18 protein-coding genes, 1 pseudogene and 1 riboswitch are annotated in these 21,231 nt (G+C 49.7%); of the genes and pseudogenes, 14 read left to right on the top strand and 5 right to left on the bottom strand.

Annotated elements, in window-relative coordinates; genetic code table 11:
* Positions 1 to 67: 67 nt before the first annotated feature.
* Positions 68 to 517 (bottom strand): hypothetical protein, encoded by a 450-nt coding sequence (locus tag LJ740_RS17460; protein ID WP_229530403.1) that lies wholly within the window; start codon positions 515 to 517, stop codon positions 68 to 70.
* Between the two features lie 677 nt (positions 518 to 1,194).
* Here LJ740_RS17460 and LJ740_RS17455 point away from each other — a divergent pair.
* On the top strand, positions 1,195 to 1,905 hold the full coding sequence (locus LJ740_RS17455) for a helix-turn-helix domain-containing protein (RefSeq protein WP_229530402.1): 711 nt from the start codon (positions 1,195 to 1,197) through the stop codon (positions 1,903 to 1,905).
* 172 nt (positions 1,906 to 2,077) lie between these two features.
* Here LJ740_RS17455 and LJ740_RS17450 read toward each other — a convergent pair whose 3' ends face one another.
* From LJ740_RS17450 to LJ740_RS17440, 3 genes are read right to left on the bottom strand one after another with little or no spacing between them, the layout of a single operon-like run.
* A complete protein-coding gene (locus LJ740_RS17450) occupies positions 2,078 to 3,169 on the bottom strand; it encodes a DUF917 domain-containing protein (RefSeq protein ID WP_229530401.1) in 1,092 nt (363 codons plus the stop codon).
* A gap of 2 nt (positions 3,170 to 3,171) precedes the next feature.
* Complete coding sequence (locus tag LJ740_RS17445; RefSeq protein ID WP_229530400.1) at positions 3,172 to 4,728, bottom strand: hydantoinase/oxoprolinase family protein; 1,557 nt, start codon at positions 4,726 to 4,728, stop codon at positions 3,172 to 3,174.
* A gap of 51 nt (positions 4,729 to 4,779) precedes the next feature.
* Entirely contained in the window at positions 4,780 to 6,081 is a 1,302-nt protein-coding gene (locus LJ740_RS17440) for a purine-cytosine permease family protein (protein ID WP_229530399.1), read from the bottom strand.
* Between the two features lie 152 nt (positions 6,082 to 6,233).
* Between LJ740_RS17440 and LJ740_RS17435 the strand changes: the two genes are divergently transcribed.
* Entirely contained in the window at positions 6,234 to 6,731 is a 498-nt protein-coding gene (locus LJ740_RS17435; protein WP_229530398.1) for an Lrp/AsnC family transcriptional regulator, read from the top strand.
* 4 nt (positions 6,732 to 6,735) lie between these two features.
* Here the strand turns inward: LJ740_RS17435 and LJ740_RS17430 are convergent, their stop codons facing one another.
* Entirely contained in the window at positions 6,736 to 7,887 is a 1,152-nt protein-coding gene (locus LJ740_RS17430) for a serine hydrolase domain-containing protein (protein WP_229530397.1), read from the bottom strand.
* Positions 7,888 to 8,114: 227 nt separating this feature from the next.
* Here LJ740_RS17430 and LJ740_RS17425 point away from each other — a divergent pair, with 227 nt between their 5' ends.
* From LJ740_RS17425 to LJ740_RS17370, 12 genes and pseudogenes are all read left to right on the top strand, one after another.
* Positions 8,115 to 9,491 (top strand): DNA-3-methyladenine glycosylase 2 family protein, encoded by a 1,377-nt coding sequence (locus LJ740_RS17425; RefSeq protein WP_267498339.1) that lies wholly within the window; start codon positions 8,115 to 8,117, stop codon positions 9,489 to 9,491.
* Positions 9,491 to 9,994, top strand: coding sequence for a methylated-DNA--[protein]-cysteine S-methyltransferase (locus LJ740_RS17420; RefSeq protein WP_229530396.1), 504 nt, complete (start codon positions 9,491 to 9,493; stop codon positions 9,992 to 9,994). Before LJ740_RS17425 ends, LJ740_RS17420 begins: the two co-directional genes overlap by 1 nt.
* 12 nt (positions 9,995 to 10,006) lie before the next feature.
* A complete protein-coding gene (locus tag LJ740_RS17415) occupies positions 10,007 to 10,909 on the top strand; it encodes a DMT family transporter (RefSeq protein ID WP_229530395.1) in 903 nt (300 codons plus the stop codon).
* A gap of 80 nt (positions 10,910 to 10,989) precedes the next feature.
* Positions 10,990 to 11,125, top strand: a riboswitch (TPP riboswitch).
* A gap of 110 nt (positions 11,126 to 11,235) precedes the next feature.
* Positions 11,236 to 13,155 (top strand): annotated as a pseudogene (gene thiC, locus LJ740_RS17410) (phosphomethylpyrimidine synthase ThiC).
* A gap of 3 nt (positions 13,156 to 13,158) precedes the next feature.
* Entirely contained in the window at positions 13,159 to 14,301 is a 1,143-nt protein-coding gene (locus LJ740_RS17405) for an FAD-dependent oxidoreductase (RefSeq protein WP_229530394.1), read from the top strand.
* Positions 14,301 to 14,498, top strand: a complete 198-nt coding sequence (gene thiS, locus LJ740_RS17400) for a sulfur carrier protein ThiS (RefSeq protein WP_229530393.1) — start codon at positions 14,301 to 14,303, stop codon at positions 14,496 to 14,498. The genes LJ740_RS17405 and thiS overlap by 1 nt, the downstream gene beginning before the upstream one ends.
* Positions 14,499 to 14,551: 53 nt before the next feature.
* Positions 14,552 to 15,328: a thiazole synthase gene (locus LJ740_RS17395; protein ID WP_229530494.1), complete on the top strand. Its 777-nt coding sequence runs from the start codon at positions 14,552 to 14,554 to the stop codon at positions 15,326 to 15,328.
* Positions 15,325 to 16,839 (top strand): thiamine phosphate synthase, encoded by a 1,515-nt coding sequence (gene thiE / locus LJ740_RS17390; protein WP_229530392.1) that lies wholly within the window; start codon positions 15,325 to 15,327, stop codon positions 16,837 to 16,839. The genes LJ740_RS17395 and thiE overlap by 4 nt, the downstream gene beginning before the upstream one ends.
* On the top strand, positions 16,820 to 17,557 hold the full coding sequence (locus LJ740_RS17385) for a HesA/MoeB/ThiF family protein (RefSeq protein ID WP_229530391.1): 738 nt from the start codon (positions 16,820 to 16,822) through the stop codon (positions 17,555 to 17,557). Before thiE ends, LJ740_RS17385 begins: the two co-directional genes overlap by 20 nt.
* Before the next feature lie 137 nt (positions 17,558 to 17,694).
* Positions 17,695 to 18,468 carry a metallophosphoesterase gene (locus tag LJ740_RS17380; RefSeq protein ID WP_229530390.1) on the top strand — a complete coding sequence of 258 codons (774 nt, stop codon included), beginning with the start codon at positions 17,695 to 17,697 and terminating at the stop codon, positions 18,466 to 18,468.
* 113 nt (positions 18,469 to 18,581) lie between these two features.
* On the top strand, positions 18,582 to 19,940 hold the full coding sequence (glmU, locus tag LJ740_RS17375; protein WP_229530389.1) for a bifunctional UDP-N-acetylglucosamine diphosphorylase/glucosamine-1-phosphate N-acetyltransferase GlmU: 1,359 nt from the start codon (positions 18,582 to 18,584) through the stop codon (positions 19,938 to 19,940).
* A 512-nt stretch (positions 19,941 to 20,452) separates the two neighbouring features.
* The gene (locus tag LJ740_RS17370) at positions 20,453 to 21,220 is read left to right on the top strand and encodes a DeoR/GlpR family DNA-binding transcription regulator (protein ID WP_324255631.1); all 768 of its coding nucleotides are present in this window, start codon (positions 20,453 to 20,455) and stop codon (positions 21,218 to 21,220) included.
* Positions 21,221 to 21,231 lie beyond the last annotated feature (11 nt).

Genomic DNA, 21,231 nt, shown 5'->3' with positions numbered 1-21,231 from the left:
TTTTTTTGCCGTATAAATGAAAGCCGGATTACCTGACGTGATCCGGCTTTTTTGTGATGCTGTGTTGCTACTCACTTGATTTTCTGCGTCTCCAGGGTTCAATGGGCTGCGCAAAATACCGCCACCAAACGTACTTCCAGGGAATCAAAATGAGTAATATAGTAATTCCGATAATTGAAGCTTTTGCATTGACGATGCCCGGTATCTCCTGGCCAGCCAGCCATGGCGGAAGGGCAACGACAGACAACCAGACAAGCTTCCAGGCGATTTCATAGAGCATAACAGGCAGAAATGCTAAAGGACGAAACACGCCACCGATCGCCAAGATGGCAAGGGTAAACAACATTGAATGCCCAAGTCCCCGCCAGTTAGTCCATTCAGACGCTCCCTCTAAAATATAATTCAGCTGCTTTGAACCCAGCACCATTACCATGGCAGCAAAAATGATTCTAAGCCCCCATGTTTTCCATAGTGGCACGGGTGGAGCACTGCTGGTTATTGCTTCATTCTCGTTCATATTACTTCTCCTTTTGAGACTCTTATTGATTGCTGCTTCGGTATTAAGTGCGACGCTCAGGATGCCTGCTTTTAGTCTTTCAGCGCATCTTCTCAGGTCGCTCTGATAGCCCTATTTACACAGTGCCTTCAGGCTTTTTGGGATAGTGGTTTTTGATTGTCCAAAACCATCCCTCGTTTTCTGAGTTCGCTGCAATGCTGCCATGGGTAAGGGCTTCAGGAGCATCGAATTTGAAAATCGATACACGAAAAACACAAAAATAAGAAAAATTTCGAAAATGAACACAGTTCACGTAATATCAATGTTGGCAAAAGAGAGAGCAAAAATTGGAACTAAACTGGGACTTGCTGAAATTGGCTCAACTATGCATAGTTTTGCTGAGTCTGACGCTGGCTATCATTCATTTTCGTCGAAGAGAAACGCATATTTTACATGTCGCTTTCGCCGTTTTTTGTGCCTCATCGTCAATGTATATTGCCGGTAAATTATTAGACGACTATTGGTCCCCTTATCACCATTTGCTCGGTACTTTGGGTTTTGCCACTTGTAGCGGCTATTGGCTGTTTGCGCGGGCGTTTTTTCGAAAAGCTAATCCTATAAATCGCCATCACCTGCTTTTCGTCGGTTTTCTTGGGGCATGTCTTATATTGCGACACCTTTTAAGGTTTACGGAAAAAATGTGGCTTGTTAGCACTGACTGGATCCCTGTATTGACAACCATTTTATCCGAAACCATTGCGTTGTTATCTTCAGGTATGCTCATTCTCGCGTTTTGGGAGGGATATCGAGGGCTGCAGAGTGCCAGAGCGCTGCAACGTAAAATAATTATTATTTACCTGGCTTCACTTGTTATCTCTATTATTAGTGTAATGTTGATTGCCACAGTACTGCCCAAAGATGTATTGGCTGGTGCAGGTCGAGACTGGCTCGTTGTTTTCGCTTACCTGTTGATACTGATCAACACTCATGGCCTGATTGAATTTCGTCAACATCAGCTTGAAATAAAATATAAAGTCGTTGATTCAACCGTTCATGAAGAAAATACACTCGCACAACAGCTCCGAGAGTTATTGATTGAAGAAAAACGCTTTTTGGATTCGAATTTACGGGTCGTAGATATTGCTCGTGAACTGGACGTTCCTGAATATCGGATCCGAGCCATTATGCTCAATCATTTTAATGCCAAAAACTTTAATCACTACGTTAATCAGTTGCGCATTGAATATGCAAAAACCTTATTGCAAGCACCTGATAAACTGGACTGGCCGGTACTTGTTGTGGGAATTGAAAGTGGCTTTGCATCTGCCGCTCCATTTACGCGGGCGTTCAAAGAGTTTGCCGGTTGCACTCCAGGGCAGTATCGCAAGCAACAACTGGCAAACGAATAGCTCTGGATAACAACAGCAGGTATGGCGCATTTCACGTTGATGATCCAATGTGTAATCAGTAACATCGACCTCTCCGCTATTGTCGTTATTTATCAGTCGTTTATGCTTTACTGATAGATTAAGAGTGTAACGATCAACATTTACCTGACGAGAATCTTAAAGCGCATGTCAATCATGTGGGAATTTCTTCCAGCGGCACATAGTCAAAATCAAAACCAAAGCAGCGAGGGCTGACGGCAGCTAGTGCTTTTTCGCTGCGAAAAAAAGCAGGGCAAGCCACGGCAAATACGGCCACTCTTTGCCCGTAGCGCAGTCGTTCAGCGTTGATGGGTTGAACTGTTTCGTAATCTACGATCACAATCAAATCAGGAACAGAGGCCAACACTTTGTCACCTTCTCTGGCCAACAGGTACTCGTTCTTGATGCTGATTTTTATTTCGCGATTGGTGTCTGAAAAATCCATGATGCTGGCTTGTCCCAAATCATAACCGCCAACAATCTGGGTGCTTTTGTCAATAATTTTACCGCAACTAAGTAGTCGGCACGTTCCGTACAGGGATGTCTCAAATAACTCCTGAAGCGCGGGCAGAATTTGCTCGGCGTTACCTTTGTGTTGCTTCAGCAATTGCCCTAACTGAATGGCGAAGCTTAGGGTGCCAGGAATAATGGCCCTTTTAAGCTGTTTTCCTGTCATGGGGTGCTCTGCCGTGGTGAGCATTCCGCCAGATGCCACAGTTAAGGCCCGAATGTGGCGCTCATAGGTGGCAGTATCCTTAGTGGAAAAGCTGGTGACATTGCCCTGATAATCATAGGCGACCGCTGGAGAGGGGGATACACCTTCTATGGCGTAGCTCATCATCTGCGCTTCGGGCAATGCCCGTCCCATTCCGTCTCCATCCACTATGGCCGTGCCAGAGGTGGCTGCGGCAATCAGAGGCAGCAAGGAGTTGGCTCCGCCAATCTCAAAAGCGGCAACAGCATCCACAGTTTCTCCTGTGTGTTTTTGCCATGCTTGCAAGGTTGCAGATGCTTCGGTCAATGAAGGTAATAGCTCCAGACTAACGGTAGGTGCACCAACACCGCCAAGAGTGATAACGCGAGCATCATCTTGTAAGTTTTCCGGGTTAAGCAGAGTTACATCCCCATAAGTCCGCAGCGCTTGTTTGGCTAATTGCAGCGGCACATAAGGATCACCTCCGCCACCTGTTGCTAAAAATACTGCACCCAGTGCCAGGTCATCCAGTTGTTGTACAGAAATCTTCATGCTTAAGCCCCCTTATCGCTTGCAAATACGATGTCACCAATGACTTTCACCCGCACTTTAATGTTTCCGTCATCCATATAAGGAATGTTGGTTTCTTCGATGTCTGCCAATTTCAGACTATCTGCATTGGCACCTGCCGCTACGGCGTTGTTTATTGCCTGACTTTCTACCTGTGCAATGGCGGCTTCTCTGGACATTTGGCGATAGTTGAGCATCGCCTCTGCTTCTCCACCGACCTGGGCTATAGAAGCGCCAATGGCATTGGCCACGGCGGCATTTTCCGGGCGGATAATTTGTGATGCCGAAGGCAAATCATCCTGCACCAGGATCGCACCCCCACCCACCAGAATAACGGGTACTGGTTTGCTGCTGGGCTTCATCATATCTATGTGTTGATCTAATAGTGCGTGCATGGTGTTGCGAGCATTTTTAATTGTGTTTTGCGACAGATGTTGGAGAAAGCGAGCATTGCCGATATCCGCTTTGCCTGATGCCACGATAATGTCTGTTGCCGTCAAGGTTGAACCGCCAAATATCAACGCCTCCTTTACCAGGTTGTGTCCTGTAGATTGTGGGCCGATGCGTAGGCCATCATCCTGCACAATACTGCCTCCGCCTAACCCCACTGCTTGAATATCAGGCATGCGAAAGTTAGTACGTACTCCGCCTACTGAAATGACGATATTTGACTCTCTGGGAAAACCATCCTGTAAAATCCCGATATCAGAGGTAGTGCCTCCTATATCCACCACTATGGCATCTTTGAGTCCTGTGAGTTTACTTGCTCCTCTGAGTGAATTGGTGGGTCCTGAGGAAAAGGTTAACGCTGGATATTGAGTGATAAATTGCGCGTTCATCAGCGTGCCGTCGTTTTGACTGATAAACATAGGGCAATTCAGGCCCTCATTGTGGATTGCTTGTAGCATGGCGCTGACCACTTTATGGGCGAACGGCAGTAATGCCACATTCAATGCAGCGGCATTTTCCCGTTCTAAAATTCCCAATTTACCCATTTTATGAGACAGAGTGATATTGGCATCCGGGATCTGTGTCTTGAGTAATTTTTCTACCTGAAATTCAGGCTCTGGATTCATGGGAGAGAAAGCCGACGCCACAGCGATATTTTTAATACCACTAACGCGAATATCGGCTATGACTTTGTGAATTTCTTCCTGATTGAGTGGACTTAACGGCCAGCCATCATAGAGATATCCACCATTGACCTGATAGGTTTTCAGTTGCATAGCGCCAACCAGATCTGTTGGCCAGTCACAACCCGGTGGCAAACCTTCTCCTGAGGGAGAGCTCATGCGAATGATGGCCGTCGGTGCCAATTCCCGGCGTTCCACGACGGCGTTGGTAAATTGTGTGGTGCCAATCATCACTGATTGAATTTGTGTAGCGGATATCGCTGCATCCTGAATAACCTGCCTCAGTGCTTGGATAATACCGGACAGCACATCCTGACTGGTAAGGGCTTTGGTGGCCGCCAGCAGTTGCTCTCCCTGCATTAACACAGCGTCGGTGTGTGTACCGCCGACATCGATACCTATTCGCATTGTCTGACTCCTGAATCGGGTAGATTCGATACTGATAAAGGGTTTAAATAATTAATTTGCAGTGTTGCCCGGTGGTGGCTTTACTGCTAAAAATCGTTTGCTGGTGACCCAGTAAACTAGTGCGCAGAGTAAAATGGCATCCAGCACATTGATACCTGTGACAGTGGGTAGTGTGATGAACATCTCAGTTATCGCCAGGCCGGCACCGGTAAGCCAGGCAATAGCCGCAGCGGGAGAAAATGGGATTTTTTGCGCCAATGTGAGCGCCTGGTAATCACCGCGATACAGCAAAAAGTAATCAACCATGATTACACCTGCCACCGGCACAAAGATGGCGGACAAAATCACCAGAAATTGAATGAATACTTCCAGAATGTTGAAGGACGCAGCAACAATTCCGGTAATGCCAAGCAGTGCCGTATTTAAATTATTTTGTGCTTTTGGCCAGGTTGCCGCAACGCTTAAACAAGTGCTGTAAAGGTTCAGAGAATTTAAGATCCAACTGCCGCAGATAACAATCGCAAATGCCATAACCCCTAAACCAATAGCCAACATTAATTGCAGAATTTCATGGCTGTTAGTCGCTGCACCTGCCCAGGCGGCAACGATCATCACCAACAACTGCACCACCAAATAAGACCAAAAAGCAGTATGCCATGCGCCGTGTTGGTGTCGGCTGAAACGGGTAATATCAGGTAAAATAATAGCGCCTATAATAATGGCGCCGACGATAGCGCTGACACCCTGACTAATAGCAATCTTGTTCTCGCCTGGTACATTGAGAAAGTCAGCCAGGGGTAAAAGTTGCAGCGCGCTGTACAGCATATATAGAGTCACAAGCGCAATAACCGGCACCATCCAGGAGGCAATGCGGTTGATGGCTGAGAAGCCGATTACCGTGGTAACAGTCATCAGAGTACCGGCTATAAGTTCGATTGCGAAACCCGGTAGCACATCCATTTGATATTGTTGAAACAGGACGTTGACCGCCCCGGAAAACAGATCGATATTGACCCCAAACCAACCCAATAACGACAGGGCAAATGCCAGATTAATCGCAGCAGCACCTTTATCACCAAATGCAATACGTACCAGTTGATAGGAGCTCATGCGGGTCTGAACCCCGATAGTGCCCATGGCACCGCCAATCAGGGTTAATATCAGGCAGCCAATTAGCATGGCCAGCAATGCGTCCGGTATAGACAGGGAATGTGCTACCTCTAGCCCTGTGATAAAGGTAGGTAGAGAAAAGGCAACCATAGCGGAGGTGGCTGCAATACGAGGCCAGGCAATCAACTGGTTTTGGTGGGGCAGCGTGTTCCTATGCTCTTGCGGGATCATGTCATTGTGCATTGTCTGAGCCTTTCACTGAAGTTGCTCTGATGGATGACTTAAGTCTATAACATGGCAGAAAAATATTAGTTTGAAGTGATGGGTGAGAAAAACAGATTGTTTTTTATTTCCCTGCAAATCAAAATCTTATTTTTTTCTAAGCGGAAAGTCTGATGACAAAAAAGAATATTAAGCTGGATGCAATCAATAAACGCATTTTGGCTACCATCCACAAACAGGCTGATTTGTCCAATCAGGAATTGGCGGATCTGGTGGGGTTGTCACCCAGTGCCTGCTTTCAGCGCACCAAAGCACTAAAAGAGGCCGGTTATTTCTTTAACTTTCACACCGAAATGGATTTAGACCGTATCTGTGAACACGTGCTGGCCTACGTGGAAGTTAAGCTCGAATCCAATACCCCTCAGGCCCGTAAACCCTTTGAACAGGCCATTCAGGATATCCCGGAGTTTATGGATTGTTTGAGAGTAGAAGGAGAATTTCACTACATGATGTTCAGTTGCTTTCCCAATATGCAGGCGTTGAACAAAGTTTGTGATGACGTGGCCGGAAATCCAAAACTAGGTATCAGGGAAATGCGTATCAGAACCATTTTAGAGCGATCTAAGTGGTATCTGGGTTATCCTTTGGAAAAACTCAACTGGTTAGAGTGAGACTTTAACGTCCGGCAGATAATTGCAGGTTGTTGCCGACCTTGTGCGTTTGTTGGGCAAGATAACCGGACCAGAAATCGGCACCTAATTCGTTCATCAGGTTGGCCTCGGCGTTCATCAGCATGGCAACTCCAATACCCAGCTCGCTGCTAAACGAGACTTCGGCGCGATAGCCTTTAACCCAGCCACTGTGATAAGCCACCTGCAGGCCGTCGATTTCATAAACTCGCCAGCCCAGGCCGTAGTGAGCATTGTCCAGTAAGTTTCGCCATGCGCGGCGTCTTAATTCGCGGGAGGTACGGATGTGAGGTTGGGTGATCTCGGTAATGATTTCCGGCTCGATAACATCCGGATATTCCCCCAACATGGCCTGTAACCAGATGCCCATATCGTGACTGTTAGTATTAATCCCTGCGGCCGGGGAAACCCGATAATAGGATTCGTTGAGTCGGGTTTTGGTCCAGTTTCTGGCACGGGTAAGTACATGGGGCTTAGCCCAGTCGGCGGCCTGCATCAGCGGCTCACGACCAACACTGGTGTGATACATGTTCAGCGGTGTCAGCAGCTCCTGCTCCAGCACCCGGCCGTAAGAGGTGTTTTGTTGCTGAAAGTGGTATTCCAGTACGCCAAACAGGGCATTCTGATAGGTGTAACATTTGCCGGGCTGGCACAAAGGGTCCAGATCTTTGAGTTGATCGATAATCTTTGGCAAGGGATATTCGGCTTCAATCAGGTTGTCGTAGGCATTGCGCATTAAGCCACTGCTTTGACTGAGCAGGTGCTCCAGAGTAATGGTGCGATTGTTATCGCTAAAGGAAAAATCAGGGGCCAGCTCCTGCAACGGTTGTTGCCAGTTCAGTTGCCCTTTGTGCACCAGTTTTGCTGTCAGCCCTCCGGTGAATGTTTTTGATACCGACGCCAGTCGAAACAGGGTTTGTTCGTTAACTGGCTGACCGCCCTTTTCGGTTAATCCGGTATTAAAATAACGCGGTGCATGGTCCTTTTCGATAAATACCATGCTAAACCCGGGGATCTTTTGGCCGCGAATTTTGGAACGGGTGTCCTGCCAAAATTCATCAATAAAATGTTCATCGGCTAATGCAGAAAAGCACATAGCAGACAGCAGGGCAACAATAGACAGACGCAAAAAAATCAACCAAAACTCCGGTAAAAATAACAACTTATTATTGCACACCTGAACCTGTTGGCAGCGTACAACCGCGCTATTATCGCGATTAAGGGCTGTGCTTGCAATGCCACACCGCTCAACAATTAGTCTGATAGTCAGAAATTAACGCAACATTCAGTTCCGGTTTCATCGCATCCGCTACAAAAAATAACGTAAACTGGCGTTAATTCCTTGCTCAAACCCGGAGCCAAATAATGAATTCACAGCAATGGCAACAAGCCAGAATGAGTCGTGATCGGCGCTTTGACGGTCGATTTTTTGTGGCTGTGAAAACCACCGGTATTTTTTGTCGCAATATTTGTCCGGCCAATCTGCCCAAAGAAGAAAATGTCGAATACTACCCCCATGCGGCGCAGGCGTTGCATCAGGGTTACCGGCCCTGTTTGCGTTGTCGACCCGACAGTGCCCCCAGCTCCTTTGCCTGGATGGGCGTTGAAACCACCGTGGCACGTGCAATGCGCCTGCTACGGGAAAACCCGGAATCCGATTTACAACATATAGCGCACAGGCTGGGCATCTCCGATGGCTATCTGCGCAAGCTGTTTCGCCAGCATTTAGGGGTATCACCAAAACAATTCCAGCTGACCGAACAATTGCTGTTCGCTAAAAAGTTGCTGCACGAAACCAACTTAACCGTTGAGCAGGTAGCCGCCACGGCGGGCTTTCAGTCAGCCAGACGATTGCAACAGAATATGAAACAGGCTATGCAACTGACGCCTTCGCAAATTCGCCTGAAACAAGCTGAGTCGGGTGGGCAATTGCAACTGTATCTCGCTTACACCCCGGAGTATTGCTGGCGTCAGGTACGGGATTTTTGGCAGGTGCGGGCCGTGCCCGGTATGGAAGAGGTTACCGAAACCAGCTATGCCCGAAGCTTCAACTGGCAAGGTCAGAAGGGCTATTTCAAAGCCGAGATAGAACCTGAGCGGTTTCGTTTTCGGGTTACCCTGAATATGGCCAGTTACGGTGAGTTGCGGGGTATTTTGCAAAATATTAAGCGCATTCTGGACCTGGAAGCGGATCACAGCCTGGTGCAGCAGGCATTACTCAATACCGGTTTAGCTGAGCAGCAATTAACTGTGGGTATACGTATTCCGGGAGTCTGGTCCCTATTTGAAGCAGGATGCCGGGCAGTGTTAGGTCAACAAGTGTCAGTTAAAGCGGCAGTGAATAAAGTGGCGCAGCTCACCGAAGTATTGGGCGAAGCTATTAACGTTGATGCGGATTCCGATGACGTTAGGGTTAGTCGCCTATTCCCTACGCCGGAGGCGGTTGCCAACAGTGACCTGGAATTTTTCAGGATGCCACAGGCCCGAAAAAATGCACTCAAGTCGCTGGCGCAGTTTGTGTATGAGCAAGGCGAACACACTTCACCCGATGAGTGGTTGAATATTAAAGGGATTGGACCCTGGACCATCGCCTACGCCAAAATGCGCGGACTGTCTGAGCCGGATATCTGGCTGGGCACCGATCTGGTGATAAAAAATCAGATTAAACAGTATTCCCTGAATACCGATGCCGCTGCTCCCTGGCGCAGTTATCTCACTTTCCAGTTATGGGACAAAGCCTGATGAACAATACCAGGACTCGCATTTTTGACTATCTGACAACGCCTTTGGGCTGGCTGGAAATTGCCGCCAGTCAGGGGCATTTGCAACATATACTGTTTGTGGATGAACCCGTGCATGGTGCATCGTCTGATTCCTTATTAACAGAAGCAAAACAACAGCTTGAGCAGTATTTTACCGGTAAACGCACAACGTTTGAGCTGCCACTGGCGCCCAAAGGCACTGAATTTCAGAGCAAGGTTTGGCAGGCGCTGTTGACCGTGCCCTATGGCGAAACCTGCAGTTATCTGGATATCGCACAAACCCTGGGGGATCACAAAGCGGTGCGGGCTGTCGGGGCTGCCAATGGTAAAAATCCGCTGAGTATTGTGGTGCCCTGTCACCGGGTTATCGGTAAAAACGGTAAATTGACCGGTTATGCAGGGGGATTGTCCAGAAAAGCATGGTTGCTGCAACTAGAATCAGGGCAAAATAGCGCAAAGCAAACCTCTTTCTGGGATGAGTAAAAGGACAGTGATATGCAGGCTAAATCTTATCTGGAACTTTTGATACTCGGTGCGCTGTGGGGCGCGTCATTTTTGTTTATGCGCACCGCTTCGCCGGAGTTTGGTGCCTTTTCTTTAATCCTGTTTCGGGCGTCGATTGCGGCGGTGTTTTTACTGGTGCTGATGGCCTTTATTCGCCGTCAGGAAATGCAGCAAATTCGCACTCACTGGCGACACCTGGTGGTGCTGGGATTAACCAATACCGCCATGCCTTTTACCTTGTTCGCCTGGGCCACCTTGTCGCTGGAAGCCGGGTTGACCGCTACCCTGAATTCCACCGCGCCCATGTTCGGCGCGCTGGTGGCCTGGCTGTGGTTAAAAGACAAAATAGCGCCAGCCACCATCTTTGGTTTGGTGGTGGGCTTTACCGGGGTGTTTATCCTGATGTCAGAGAAGATTTCCGATGACGCGATGTTGCTGCTGCCCATTATGGGGGCCCTGTTTGCTTCTACCTGCTATGGCTTTGCCGCCTGCTATTCCAAGCTCTATGCGGCGGGCATGAAACCGCTGGCCGTGGCTACCGGTAGTCAGGTTTACGCCGCTTTGCTGTTGATTGTTCCGGGCGTTATCACCTGGCCAGAGGCGATGCCGTCGGTCAGTGCCTGGCGGGATGTGATTTGCCTGGGCATTGCCTGTACCGGTGTGGCCTATATTCTGTATTTTCGCATTTTATCCCGCGAAGGTGTCAGCAAGGCCTTATCGGTAACCTATCTGGTGCCGCTGTTTGCCTTTATCTGGGGCTGGTGGTTCCTCGATGAGCAGGTTACCCAGAGCATCTTACTGGGTGCAGCGACAATTTTATTGGGTGTGGCACTTACCACCGGTGTGTTTAAGCTGCCGTCGAAATTCTGGTTTGCCAAGCCGGAAACCAAATAATAATCCGTGTGTAACCAAAACTTCTGAAAATCCATATTGACACAGCGCCTGGCGCTACAGTAATTTAAAAGGGAAATTGATACTTCTTGTCGGAGTGCCAGATTCTTCGGTGGTGGGTGATACCCACCGTTGAATTATTCTGGCTGAGATCGCAGTTGCGGGATCCGTGAACCTGACCAAGTTAATACTTGCGTAGGAAACAAGAAAGCAAGCTTCAAAAGCCAGGGATAATCCAGTTCAGGCACTTTCCAGGGCATTTGTGGCGGCTTCCTGTCCAGCTTCTTCTTATTTCTGACAAGACCGATTTAACACAAAGAGGTCTTATCATGACAACCAATACAAAAAATGCGCGTCAGCGCCGCGCTGAAGCCGAAGAGTTTATTCAACAACTACGCGGCTATGATTATCCCAATTCCAAAAAGGTTTATGTAACCGGTACCCAACCTGATGTGCGCGTGGGTATGCGGGAAATTCATCTGGCCGACAGCCTGATTGGCGGCAGCGAAGAAAATCCACAATATGAGTCGAATGCACCAGTGCGGGTTTACGATACTTCCGGTGCCTACGGTGAACCTGATGTCGAAATTGATGTGCGCCTCGGCTTGCCAAGGCTCAGGGAAGGCTGGATTGCCCAGCGTCAGGACTGCGAAACTTTACCTGCACCCAGCGCCGGATTCTCTCAGCAAAGGCTTGCGGATGAAGGGCTGGATCACATTCGTTTCGAGCATTTACCCGCGATTCGCAGAGCCAGAACCGGGGCGAATGTCACTCAGATGCACTATGCCAGAAAGGGCATCATTACCCCGGAAATGGAATACGTAGCGATTCGGGAAAACATGGGCAGAGCCAAACTGGCCGATGAGATACGCGCCGCTCAGCAAAAAGGCGAGTCTTTTGGTGCCAGTATTCCCGAACAGATCACCCCGGAGTTTGTGCGACAGGAAATCGCCCGCGGGCGGGCCGTACTGCCCTGTAATATCAATCACCCGGAAAGCGAGCCGATGATCATTGGCCGGAACTTTCTGGTAAAGGTGAACGCCAATATTGGAAATTCCTCGGTGACCTCTTCTATCGAAGAAGAAGTGGAAAAACTGGTGTGGTCAACCCGTTGGGGGGCAGATACCGTGATGGATTTGTCCACCGGTCGTTATATTCACGAAACCCGCGAGTGGATTATTCGCAACAGCCCGGTACCTATTGGCACAGTTCCCTTGTATCAGGCACTAGAAAAAGTGAATGGTGTTGCTGAGGATCTCACCTGGGAAATCTATCGGGATACCCTGATTGAGCAGGCCGAGCAAGGGGTTGATTATTTTACTATTCACGCCGGTGTTTTGCTCAGATACGTGCCCTTAACGGCAAAAAGGGTGACCGGCATAGTATCCCGGGGTGGCTCTATTATGGCGAAATGGTGCCTGGCCCATCACAAAGAAAACTTTCTCTACACCCATTTTGAAGACATTTGTCAGATCATGCAGCAGTACGACGTGAGTTTCTCACTGGGTGACGGCTTGCGTCCTGGCTCCATTGCCGATGCCAATGATGCAGCCCAAATGGGGGAATTATCCACGTTAGGTGAACTGACTAAAATTGCCTGGCAATAAGATGTGCAGACGATTGTGGAAGGGCCGGGGCATGTACCCATGCAATTGATTAAGCACAATATGGAAGAACAACTTAATCTGTGTCACGAAGCGCCGTTTTACACCCTTGGCCCACTCACCACTGATATTGCGCCCGGCTACGATCATATCACCTCTGCTATCGGTGCAGCGCAAATTGGTTGGTATGGCACCGCCATGCTGTGTTACGTGACACCCAAGGAGCATCTGGGCTTACCCGATAAACAGGACGTAAAAGAAGGGCTGATCACCTACAAGATTGCTGCTCATGCCGCCGATCTGGCGAAAGGCCACCCCGGAGCGCAGGTTCGCGATGATGCCTTGTCTAAAGCGCGTTTTGAGTTTCGCTGGCACGATCAATTTAATCTCAGTTTAGATCCGGAACGGGCACGGGAATACCACGATCAGACCTTGCCGCAGGAGTCTGGCAAGGTAGCGCACTTTTGCTCTATGTGTGGCCCTAAATTCTGTTCCATGAAGATCTCGCAGGATGTACGTGATTATGCCGCCGGATTGGGTGATGAAGTGATAGAGATCCAGATGCTGGATATTGAGGCTGAAATGCAACAAAAATCCGCTGAATTTAAATCCTCAGGCAGTGAGCTTTATCACCCGGTGAAATAAACCATGCAGATTGCAATATTAGGGTTTGGCTTGTTGGGGCGTTTGTGTGCTCTGCAACTCATGGGGCGGGCCAATCTGACCGTGTTCAGTGCTGATGATCCGGACATGCCGCAAGGGGCAGGTGCGGTAGCGGCGGCCATGTTGGCACCACTGGCTGAAGCGGTGCATTGTGCCGAGCCGCAATTGTTATCCCTGGGAAGGGAGTCGATGGTGCTCTGGCCGATGTTGCTGGCCAATCTGCCCAAACCGGTGTGGCTGCAACAGTCTGGTACGCTGGTGGTGTCCCATCATGCTGATGATGCACTGTTGGCGGAGTTTCAGCAGCGTACATCCCGGTATCAGGACCAGGCCAACCCCTGGCTGAATCGGCCGGAAATTGCGCAGCTGGAACCTGACCTGCCGGGGCATTTCCGACGCGCCTTGTGGTTGTCGGGAGAGGGACAGTTAGACAATCGCAGCTTTTATCGCGCCAGTTTGCAGGCCTGTCAGCAAGCCGGGGTCACTCTGTATTGGCAAACCGCGATGGATAATTTGTCCGCTCAGCAGTGGGCTTCGGAATGGACCAGGGGGCGTCTGGCCGGTCAGGCTTTTGATGCGGTGCTGGATTGTCGTGGTCTGGGGGCGCGCAAGACACTGGCCTTAAGGCCGGCAGTGGCCATGGCGCATCAGCGCGAGTCACCACAGGTGCAACGAAATTTGCGAGGTGTGCGTGGCGAGATCATTCGCGTTTCTGCGCCAGATGTACAGCTTACCCGTCCGGTGCGTTTTATGCACCCGCGTTACCCGTTGTACATTGCCCCAAAGCCAGAGCAGCAGTTTGTGATTGGTGCCACGGAAATCGACAGTCAGGATGACTCGCCCATCAGTTTGCAATCCAGTATGGCGTTGTTATCAGCGGCCTATGCTTTGCACCCGGGCTTTGCCGAAGCCCGCATTCTCAACGCCCGCACAGGGTTGCGCCCGGCATTTAGCCATCATTTGCCGGCCATTTATCGCCATGGCCGGTACTTTAGTCTCAATGGCTTATTTCGACATGGTTATCTGCTGGGGCCGCTGTTCAGTAAGGCGTTAACTGCCATGGTTCTCGGTCATGCCATACCGGAATCCGTGGCACCATTTATCACCGATTGCAATCAGGAGTCATGATGCAAATTCGATTTAACGGTGAACTAATTCACACTGAGCATCACAGTCTTGATGCGTTTTTAGTCTCTATGGTAGACACCAAACAGGCCTTTGCCGTGTCAGTAAACGGCGATTTTGTGGCGAAACAAAACTATCAGCACACTACTCTGCATGAGGGGAGCCAGATCGATGTGCTGTCACCCATGCAAGGCGGATAACAATGCTAAATGGCCACAATGACACCATCAAAAATAAGATTGAATCGTCAGAAATGTCTTACCCGCAATCACTTTTTAAGAACAGTCGCCTGCTTTTAGGCACGGCACAATATCCGTCTCCGAAACTGATGCAACAGGCAATCAATACGGCGCAACCTGCCATGGTGACAGTGTCTTTACGTCGTCAGGGCAGTATTGCCGGCGGGGCTGAGTTTTGGGATTTGGTAAAACAAACCGGGGTTCCGGTATTGCCTAATACGGCGGGCTGTCGCACCGTCAAAGAAGCCATTACGGTGGCGCAAATGAGTCGCGAGGTGTTTGCCACAGAACTGGTTAAGCTGGAGGTCACCGGCGATGATTACAATCTGCAACCGGACCCTTTTGCTTTGCTGGAAGCGACAACAGAGCTTATCAACCAGGGATTTAAGGTATTGCCCTACAGCACTGATGACCTGGTGTTGTGCCAGCGTCTGGTTGAGGCAGGGTGTCAGGTTGTGATGCCCTGGGGAGCGCCCATCGGCAGCGGCAAAGGTTTACTCAATCCCTATGCACTTAAAACCCTGCGGGCCCGATTGCCGGATGTGCATCTGATTGTCGATGCCGGCATAGGGAGTCCGTCGCATGCCTGTCAGGCTATGGAGCTGGGGTTTGATGCGGTGTTGTTAAATACCGCTGTGTCTCAGGCAGCTGATCCGGTGCGGATGGCGGGTGCATTTCGACAGGCAGTACAAGCCGGGCGAGACGCTTATCTGGCAGGACAAATGCAATCCCGGGAAACTGCCAGTCCATCCACTCCGGTATTGGGTACACCCTTTTGGCAACAATCATGAAAAGTGACAACAAACAGGCTTTTATCTGGGCTATTGGTGGTTCTGATTGTAACGCGGGCGCCGGTATTCAGGCGGACATCAAGGCGGCGCAGAAACTGGCAGTGTACTGCAGTACGGTTGTCACGGCGGTAACGGTACAAAACAGTCAGGGGGTGTCGACCATTAATCCGGTGGCGCTGGAGATATTCAGCGGCCAGATACTGGCGTTGGCACAGGATGGTTTGCCACAGGTTATCAAGATTGGTTTGTTGGCCAGCACAGAGCAGGTGTTGTGGTTGAGTGACTGGCTGCAGAGGCTTGAGCAGCAAAATAAAAAACCGCAGGTGATATTCGATCCCGTGGTGGTGGCCGGTGGCGGTGAACGTCTTACTCAACAGGATACCCGCCAGGCGTTGACTCAATTCCTGTTGCTCCGCGTGGATGTATTAACCGCCAACTGGCACGAAGCACTTTGGCTGACGGATAGCCAGGGCAACCCGGATAGTGAAACCCTGTTAGCCAGGTTGCAGCAACTACCGGTAAACCGGGTGTTGTTAAAAGGCGGCCATGGGCCGAATTCTGGGCAAAGCATCGACTGGTTGCTGGACAAAAGCGACGTGTTGGCATTGAGCACTAAGCGCATAACAGGCGTCGATGCTCACGGCACGGGATGCACTATGGCCAGTGCACTGGCGGCTGCCTTGGTAAAAGGACTCCCGCTAAAAGAGGCGTTTGTGCTGGCCAAAGCACTGGTTTTTCAGGGGATACAAAACCATTTGTCCATAGGGGACGGCGCGCCAAAGTTGGGCCTGCAAGCGCTGCGTTTTTCTGCTGAAAGCTTTCCGCAATATTATCCAGTACAAGAGGCGATACTACCAACCGCCGCTTTTGCCCGTTGCAACACAAAACAATTGGGGCTGTATCCTGTGGTGGATTCGCTGGTATGGGTCGAACGACTGCTAAACTATGGCGTTAAAACTTTGCAGCTGCGCATCAAAACCGGGGATATGCAATTTATCTCTGAGCAAATCCGCAAGGCCAATCAACTGGCCCGTGCTCACCAGGCCAGATTGTTTATCAATGACTACTGGCAGCTTGCCATTGAACATCATTGTTACGGCGTACATCTGGGTCAGGAAGACCTGGACTCGGCTGATTTAACCGCTATTCAAAAGGCGGGGTTGCGTCTGGGTATATCTACTCACGGCTATTATGAGTTATTGCGGGCCATGTCGTTACGGCCCAGCTATATCGCTATCGGCGCGATATTTGCCACAAACACCAAAGATATGTCGGGACAGATTCAGGGGACAGAAAAACTGCATCATCTGGTGCAATTAGCGAAAGATTATCCGCTGGTGGCAATAGGGGGCATTAATCTGGCAAGAGCGCCTGAAGTATTGTCTACGGGAGTTGGCTCTGTCGCCGTGGTCAGCGCCATTACTCAGGCGCACGATCCGCAAGAAAGCGTTCGCCAGTTCCGGTCACTGTTGCAACAACAGGGTATCGCAAATGAGCCAGAGCAGTACTGATAAACGTTACGTGCGGCAAATGGTGCTGCCGCAAATTGAGCCGGAGGGACAGGCATTGATTGCAGCCAGTCATGTGCTGGTGGTAGGCGCAGGTGGCCTGGGGTGTGCGGCATTGAGTTATCTGGTGGCTGCCGGAGTGGGGCAGATCTCCATCTGGGATGCGGATACTGTCAGTGCAACCAATCTGCCCAGACAACTCTTGTATCGCGCCGAAGATATTGGCCGTTTTAAGGTGGAGGCGGCAAAAACCCAATTACAGGGAATCAACCCCGATTGTCTGATTCAGGTGCAAAACCGGGCTTTTACGCCAGACGCTGACATAGTCGTCAAACCTCAGTTAGTACTGGATTGCTCGGACAACTTTAAAGCCCGCTTTGACATTAACCAATGGTGTTTCCGAAATCAGGTAAACCTGGTAGGGGCGGCAGCATCGCAGCTGAGCGGGCAGCTGTGGCTGTGCCATCACGCTCAGCAACAATCCCGACAGGGATGTTATCAATGCTTGTTTGGCGAGGGTGAATTGCCGGTCGAAAATTGCCTCAACCAGGGAATTTTAGGGCCCGTTGTGGGTACGATGGGCACAATGCAGGCCACGCAGGCGTTGTTAATCCTGGCCGGAAATAAATCAGAAAACCAATTTGTGCAGGTAAACTGGCAAACTCTGCAATGGCAAAACATGCATATTCATCAAAATACGCAGTGCTCCCTCTGTGCTTAGTTCTCCGGATTCATCAGCACTTACACGGGGTAACATAAAACTGTGGTTTCGGGAATGGCGGTTTGCTTCTAAAATCAGTATAGACCCAACACCTGAGGATTCTGTCGCGGCAGAACTGTTTTCTGACGCACTATTACATGAGCAACCAGCTTTATCAGAAGTTTACTATTGCCAGTGAACGCGCCTGGATCGTGGGGGATATCCACGGCCAGTACGAACTGCTGATTAAGCGTCTCGCACAATTGGGGTTTGATCCACAACAGGGGGATCGCTTGTTTAGTGTTGGCGATCTTATCGATCGTGGACCTGACTCACTGAAAACCCTGCAGCTTCTGAACAAACCCTGGTTTTATGCGGTAATGGGCAATCACGAACAAATGTTGCTCAAAGGACTGGATGCCATGGCAGGCAAAGGCAATATTGCTGATATTCTCAACTGGCAAACCTTCAATGGTGGCGACTGGTACCATCCTAAATCCGATATGGCACTCAAAGTGGCTGCCATGTTGGAGAAAGTAAAATCCCTGCCCATGGCTATTGAGCTGGAAACCGAGTCAGGACGCATTGGTATCGTGCATGCGGCTGTGCCGGGAAATCAGTGGCTCAGACAGGAATGTTTAGCCGCTGCAGATATTCAAAAGCACCTGCTATGGTACCGCGACAATGCGTTACTGGCACGCCAGTATCAGCAGCCGGAAGTGACTTCCAGTCCGCAGCAACGGGAAACTCATCAGGTGTCCGGTATCGACAAAGTGGTGGTGGGGCACACTATTATGACCGGCGGCAATCCGGTGTATCTGGGCAATACCCTGTATCTGGATGTGGGGGCCGCCAATGGCACTACACCGGCGGTGATATCAGCCCAAAAAGTGCTGCAAATCCACACTCAGGGTTCGTTTACACTTTCCTGAAAAGTAAGCGAAGGCCGCAAATCATACCTTATCTGCCAAATTGGCGACGGCTTTTCATTGCAGGGTGAGTTGCATTCGTTACAATAAGCACAATTTTTTGCAAAGGATGAGTTATGTCAGTTTCTGCCGTTGTTTTGGCTGCCGGTAAAGGCACCCGTATGAAGTCAGAGTTACCCAAAGTGTTACATCCCATCGCGGGCAAGCCCATGGTGCAACACATTATTGATACTCTGGGCGAAGTGGGCGCAGCACAAATCAACCTCATTTATGGTCATGGCGCAGAGCAACTGCAATCCGCATTAGCGCATAACAGCCTAAACTGGTGTTTACAGACAGAACAATTGGGTACGGGCCACGCAGTTATGCAGGCTGTCCCGCATATTCAGGATGACGACGATGTCTTGATTCTGGTGGGCGATGCGCCCCTGATCAAAGCCGAGACCTTGCAGTCGTTGATAGCCACTAAAGCAGAAGCGGATTTGGTGCTGTTAACCGTGGTGCTGGATGACCCGTCCGGCATGGGGCGCATTGTGCGTGATGGTGATCAGGTAAAAGCCATTGTTGAGCACAAAGATGCCAGTGCAGCACAACGACAAATTCAGGAAATTAACACCGGTATCATGATCATGGGTGGTGCTGATCTGAAGTGCTGGCTGGGCCAACTGGAAAACAACAACGCGCAGCAGGAATATTACCTCACTGACGTCATTGCTATGGCCGCAGAAGAAAACAAGGTGATAAAAGCCACGCAGGCCAGCTCGGCTGTAGAAGTAGAAGGCATTAACAATCGGGTGCAACTGGCCAAAATTGAGCGGGCTTATCAATGGCAACAGGCACAAACACTGATGCTTAACGGTGTTAGCCTGGCCGATCCTAACCGCATCGACATTCGCGGTGACGTGAGTACCGGCACAGATGTCAGCATCGACGTGAACGTAGTGTTGGAAGGCAAGGTTGTCTTAGGAAGCAAAGTAAAAATCGGTGCGAATTGTATTCTCAAAGACTGTGAAATTGCTGATGGTACGGTAATCGAGGCCTTTTCCAGTATTGAACAGGCAGTGGTTGGTACTGACTGCAATGTCGGACCATACGCACGCCTGCGCCCCGGTTCAGTGATGAAGGCCAAAGCCAAAGTGGGCAACTTTGTAGAGATGAAAAAAACCGAGTTGGGTGAGGGCGCCAAGGCCAATCACCTGACTTATTTAGGCGATGCCACTGTGGGCGCGGGCGCGAATATCGGGGCCGGCACCATTACCTGCAACTATGACGGCGTTAATAAATTCAAAACCGACATTGGCGAAGGGGCTTTTATCGGCTCCAACAGTTCGCTGGTGGCCCCGGTGACTATTGGCAAAGATGCGACAGTAGGTGCCGGTTCGGTGATCACCAAGACCGTCGAAAGTGAACAACTGGCCATTGCCCGCGGTAAGCAGCGCAATGTCACTGGCTGGGCGCGCCCGGTCAAAAAATAAGTTCTACAGCTTTCAGGTATCAGGCCGGGCTTTTTCAGTCCGGCCTTTTTTAGTGCTTTTCTCACCAGGATGAGAGCATGAATACTTGTTTTATGACCACAAAGTCCAGAAACTAAATATTCCTTTTTTAAAGTAAAGCCAAAGTGACTCTTATATGGATTCAGTAAGGTCAGCGTTTGTTCGAAGTACAAAACCCTATTCCCCTTTACGCGTAGTCGGCGCCCCGACAATGATATTAATTAAATGGTAGTGCTTTAAATTAGACGCCGGCGTCGAAAAAAGCCTATATACCATTAAACTCAACTAAGAAATCTTAGGGCTGGTTGGTAGTCCCGCCTCAAAATTTCTGGGCAAATCCAAATTAATTAGCTTTTGGCTCTGATTAGAGCTGGCCATGTTCGAATGTTGCTCAAAAAAGTTTTCCAATTAACCTCTGTTTTACCTGCCAGTTCGGCTATTTTTGCTTGCATTAAGTTTCGTTTTGAATAATATGTTTCGAAACGAAACTTAAGGTGCTTGTTTTGAAACGTAATACCCAGCAACGTCGTCGCCAGATTGTCTCTGCATTGGAGCAGCGAGGTGAACTCAGCGTTGAACAAATGGCCAGAGAATTTGCCACTTCAGAAGTAACCATTCGAAAGGATTTAGCAGCTCTGGAGCAAAGTGGTTTGGTATTGCGTCGTCACGGCGGCGCGATCCTTTCTCCGGGTGAAAGCAAAGAAGTAATTGAAGAAGTTTCAAAGCGAAAGATAGCGATTGCTAAAGCTGCGGCTGAGTTGATTCAGGATCACGATCGCATATTGATTGATTCCGGTACCACCACTCATGCCCTTGTGCCTTTTTTAAAGAACAAACGCGGCCTGGTGGTGATGACCAACTCCATGAATACCGCACAGGAAGTACTGGAGCTGGAGCCGGAGCCTACCCTATTGATGACAGGCGGTACCTGGGATGTGCAAAGCCAGTCGTTTCAGGGCGCGATGGCAGAACAAATGGTGACCTCCTACAACTTTGATGTGGCGTTTGTGGGGGCTTCGGGTGTGGATCTGGCCAGAGGCACCACCACCTTTAACGAGTTTACGCAACTGACCCTCGCCATGACGCGGGTAGCAAAAACCGTGGTGGTGTTAGCGGAATCAGAAAAGTTTGAGCGCAAGATGCCTAATTTAGAGTTGCCGTGGCAGCAAATCTCGCAACTTATAACCGACGATCAACTGGGCGATGATGCGGTGAGTCAGCTACAAAGCAATCATGTAGCGGTAACCCGCGTCGCCGTTTAACGAACAAAATT

The sequence above is a fragment of the Planctobacterium marinum genome (assembly GCF_020687805.1).
GTDB lineage: Bacteria > Pseudomonadota > Gammaproteobacteria > Enterobacterales > Alteromonadaceae > Planctobacterium > Planctobacterium marinum.
Note: the sequence above shows the minus strand (reverse complement) of the source record. Positions and strands in the feature narration are given on the sequence as shown.

Excerpts from the sequence above, each read along its gene's own strand:
- LJ740_RS17405 (WP_229530394.1), top strand. The coding sequence starts at position 13,159 with ATGCAGATTGCAATATTAGGGTTTGGCTTGTTGGGGCGTTTGTGTGCT.
- LJ740_RS17455 (WP_229530402.1), top strand. The coding sequence starts at position 1,195 with ATGTGGCTTGTTAGCACTGACTGGATCCCTGTATTGACAACCATTTTA.
- glmU (WP_229530389.1), top strand. The coding sequence starts at position 18,582 with ATGTCAGTTTCTGCCGTTGTTTTGGCTGCCGGTAAAGGCACCCGTATG.
- thiS (WP_229530393.1), top strand. The coding sequence starts at position 14,301 with ATGCAAATTCGATTTAACGGTGAACTAATTCACACTGAGCATCACAGT.
- LJ740_RS17460 (WP_229530403.1), bottom strand. The coding sequence starts at position 517 with ATGAACGAGAATGAAGCAATAACCAGCAGTGCTCCACCCGTGCCACTA.
- LJ740_RS17425 (WP_267498339.1), top strand. The coding sequence starts at position 8,115 with ATGAATTCACAGCAATGGCAACAAGCCAGAATGAGTCGTGATCGGCGC.
- LJ740_RS17385 (WP_229530391.1), top strand. The coding sequence starts at position 16,820 with ATGAGCCAGAGCAGTACTGATAAACGTTACGTGCGGCAAATGGTGCTG.
- LJ740_RS17380 (WP_229530390.1), top strand. The coding sequence starts at position 17,695 with ATGAGCAACCAGCTTTATCAGAAGTTTACTATTGCCAGTGAACGCGCC.
- LJ740_RS17415 (WP_229530395.1), top strand. The coding sequence starts at position 10,007 with ATGCAGGCTAAATCTTATCTGGAACTTTTGATACTCGGTGCGCTGTGG.
- LJ740_RS17450 (WP_229530401.1), bottom strand. The coding sequence starts at position 3,169 with ATGAAGATTTCTGTACAACAACTGGATGACCTGGCACTGGGTGCAGTA.
- LJ740_RS17445 (WP_229530400.1), bottom strand. The coding sequence starts at position 4,728 with ATGCGAATAGGTATCGATGTCGGCGGTACACACACCGACGCTGTGTTA.
- LJ740_RS17435 (WP_229530398.1), top strand. The coding sequence starts at position 6,234 with ATGACAAAAAAGAATATTAAGCTGGATGCAATCAATAAACGCATTTTG.
- LJ740_RS17395 (WP_229530494.1), top strand. The coding sequence starts at position 14,552 with ATGTCTTACCCGCAATCACTTTTTAAGAACAGTCGCCTGCTTTTAGGC.
- LJ740_RS17440 (WP_229530399.1), bottom strand. The coding sequence starts at position 6,081 with ATGCACAATGACATGATCCCGCAAGAGCATAGGAACACGCTGCCCCAC.
- thiE (WP_229530392.1), top strand. The coding sequence starts at position 15,325 with ATGAAAAGTGACAACAAACAGGCTTTTATCTGGGCTATTGGTGGTTCT.
- LJ740_RS17420 (WP_229530396.1), top strand. The coding sequence starts at position 9,491 with ATGAACAATACCAGGACTCGCATTTTTGACTATCTGACAACGCCTTTG.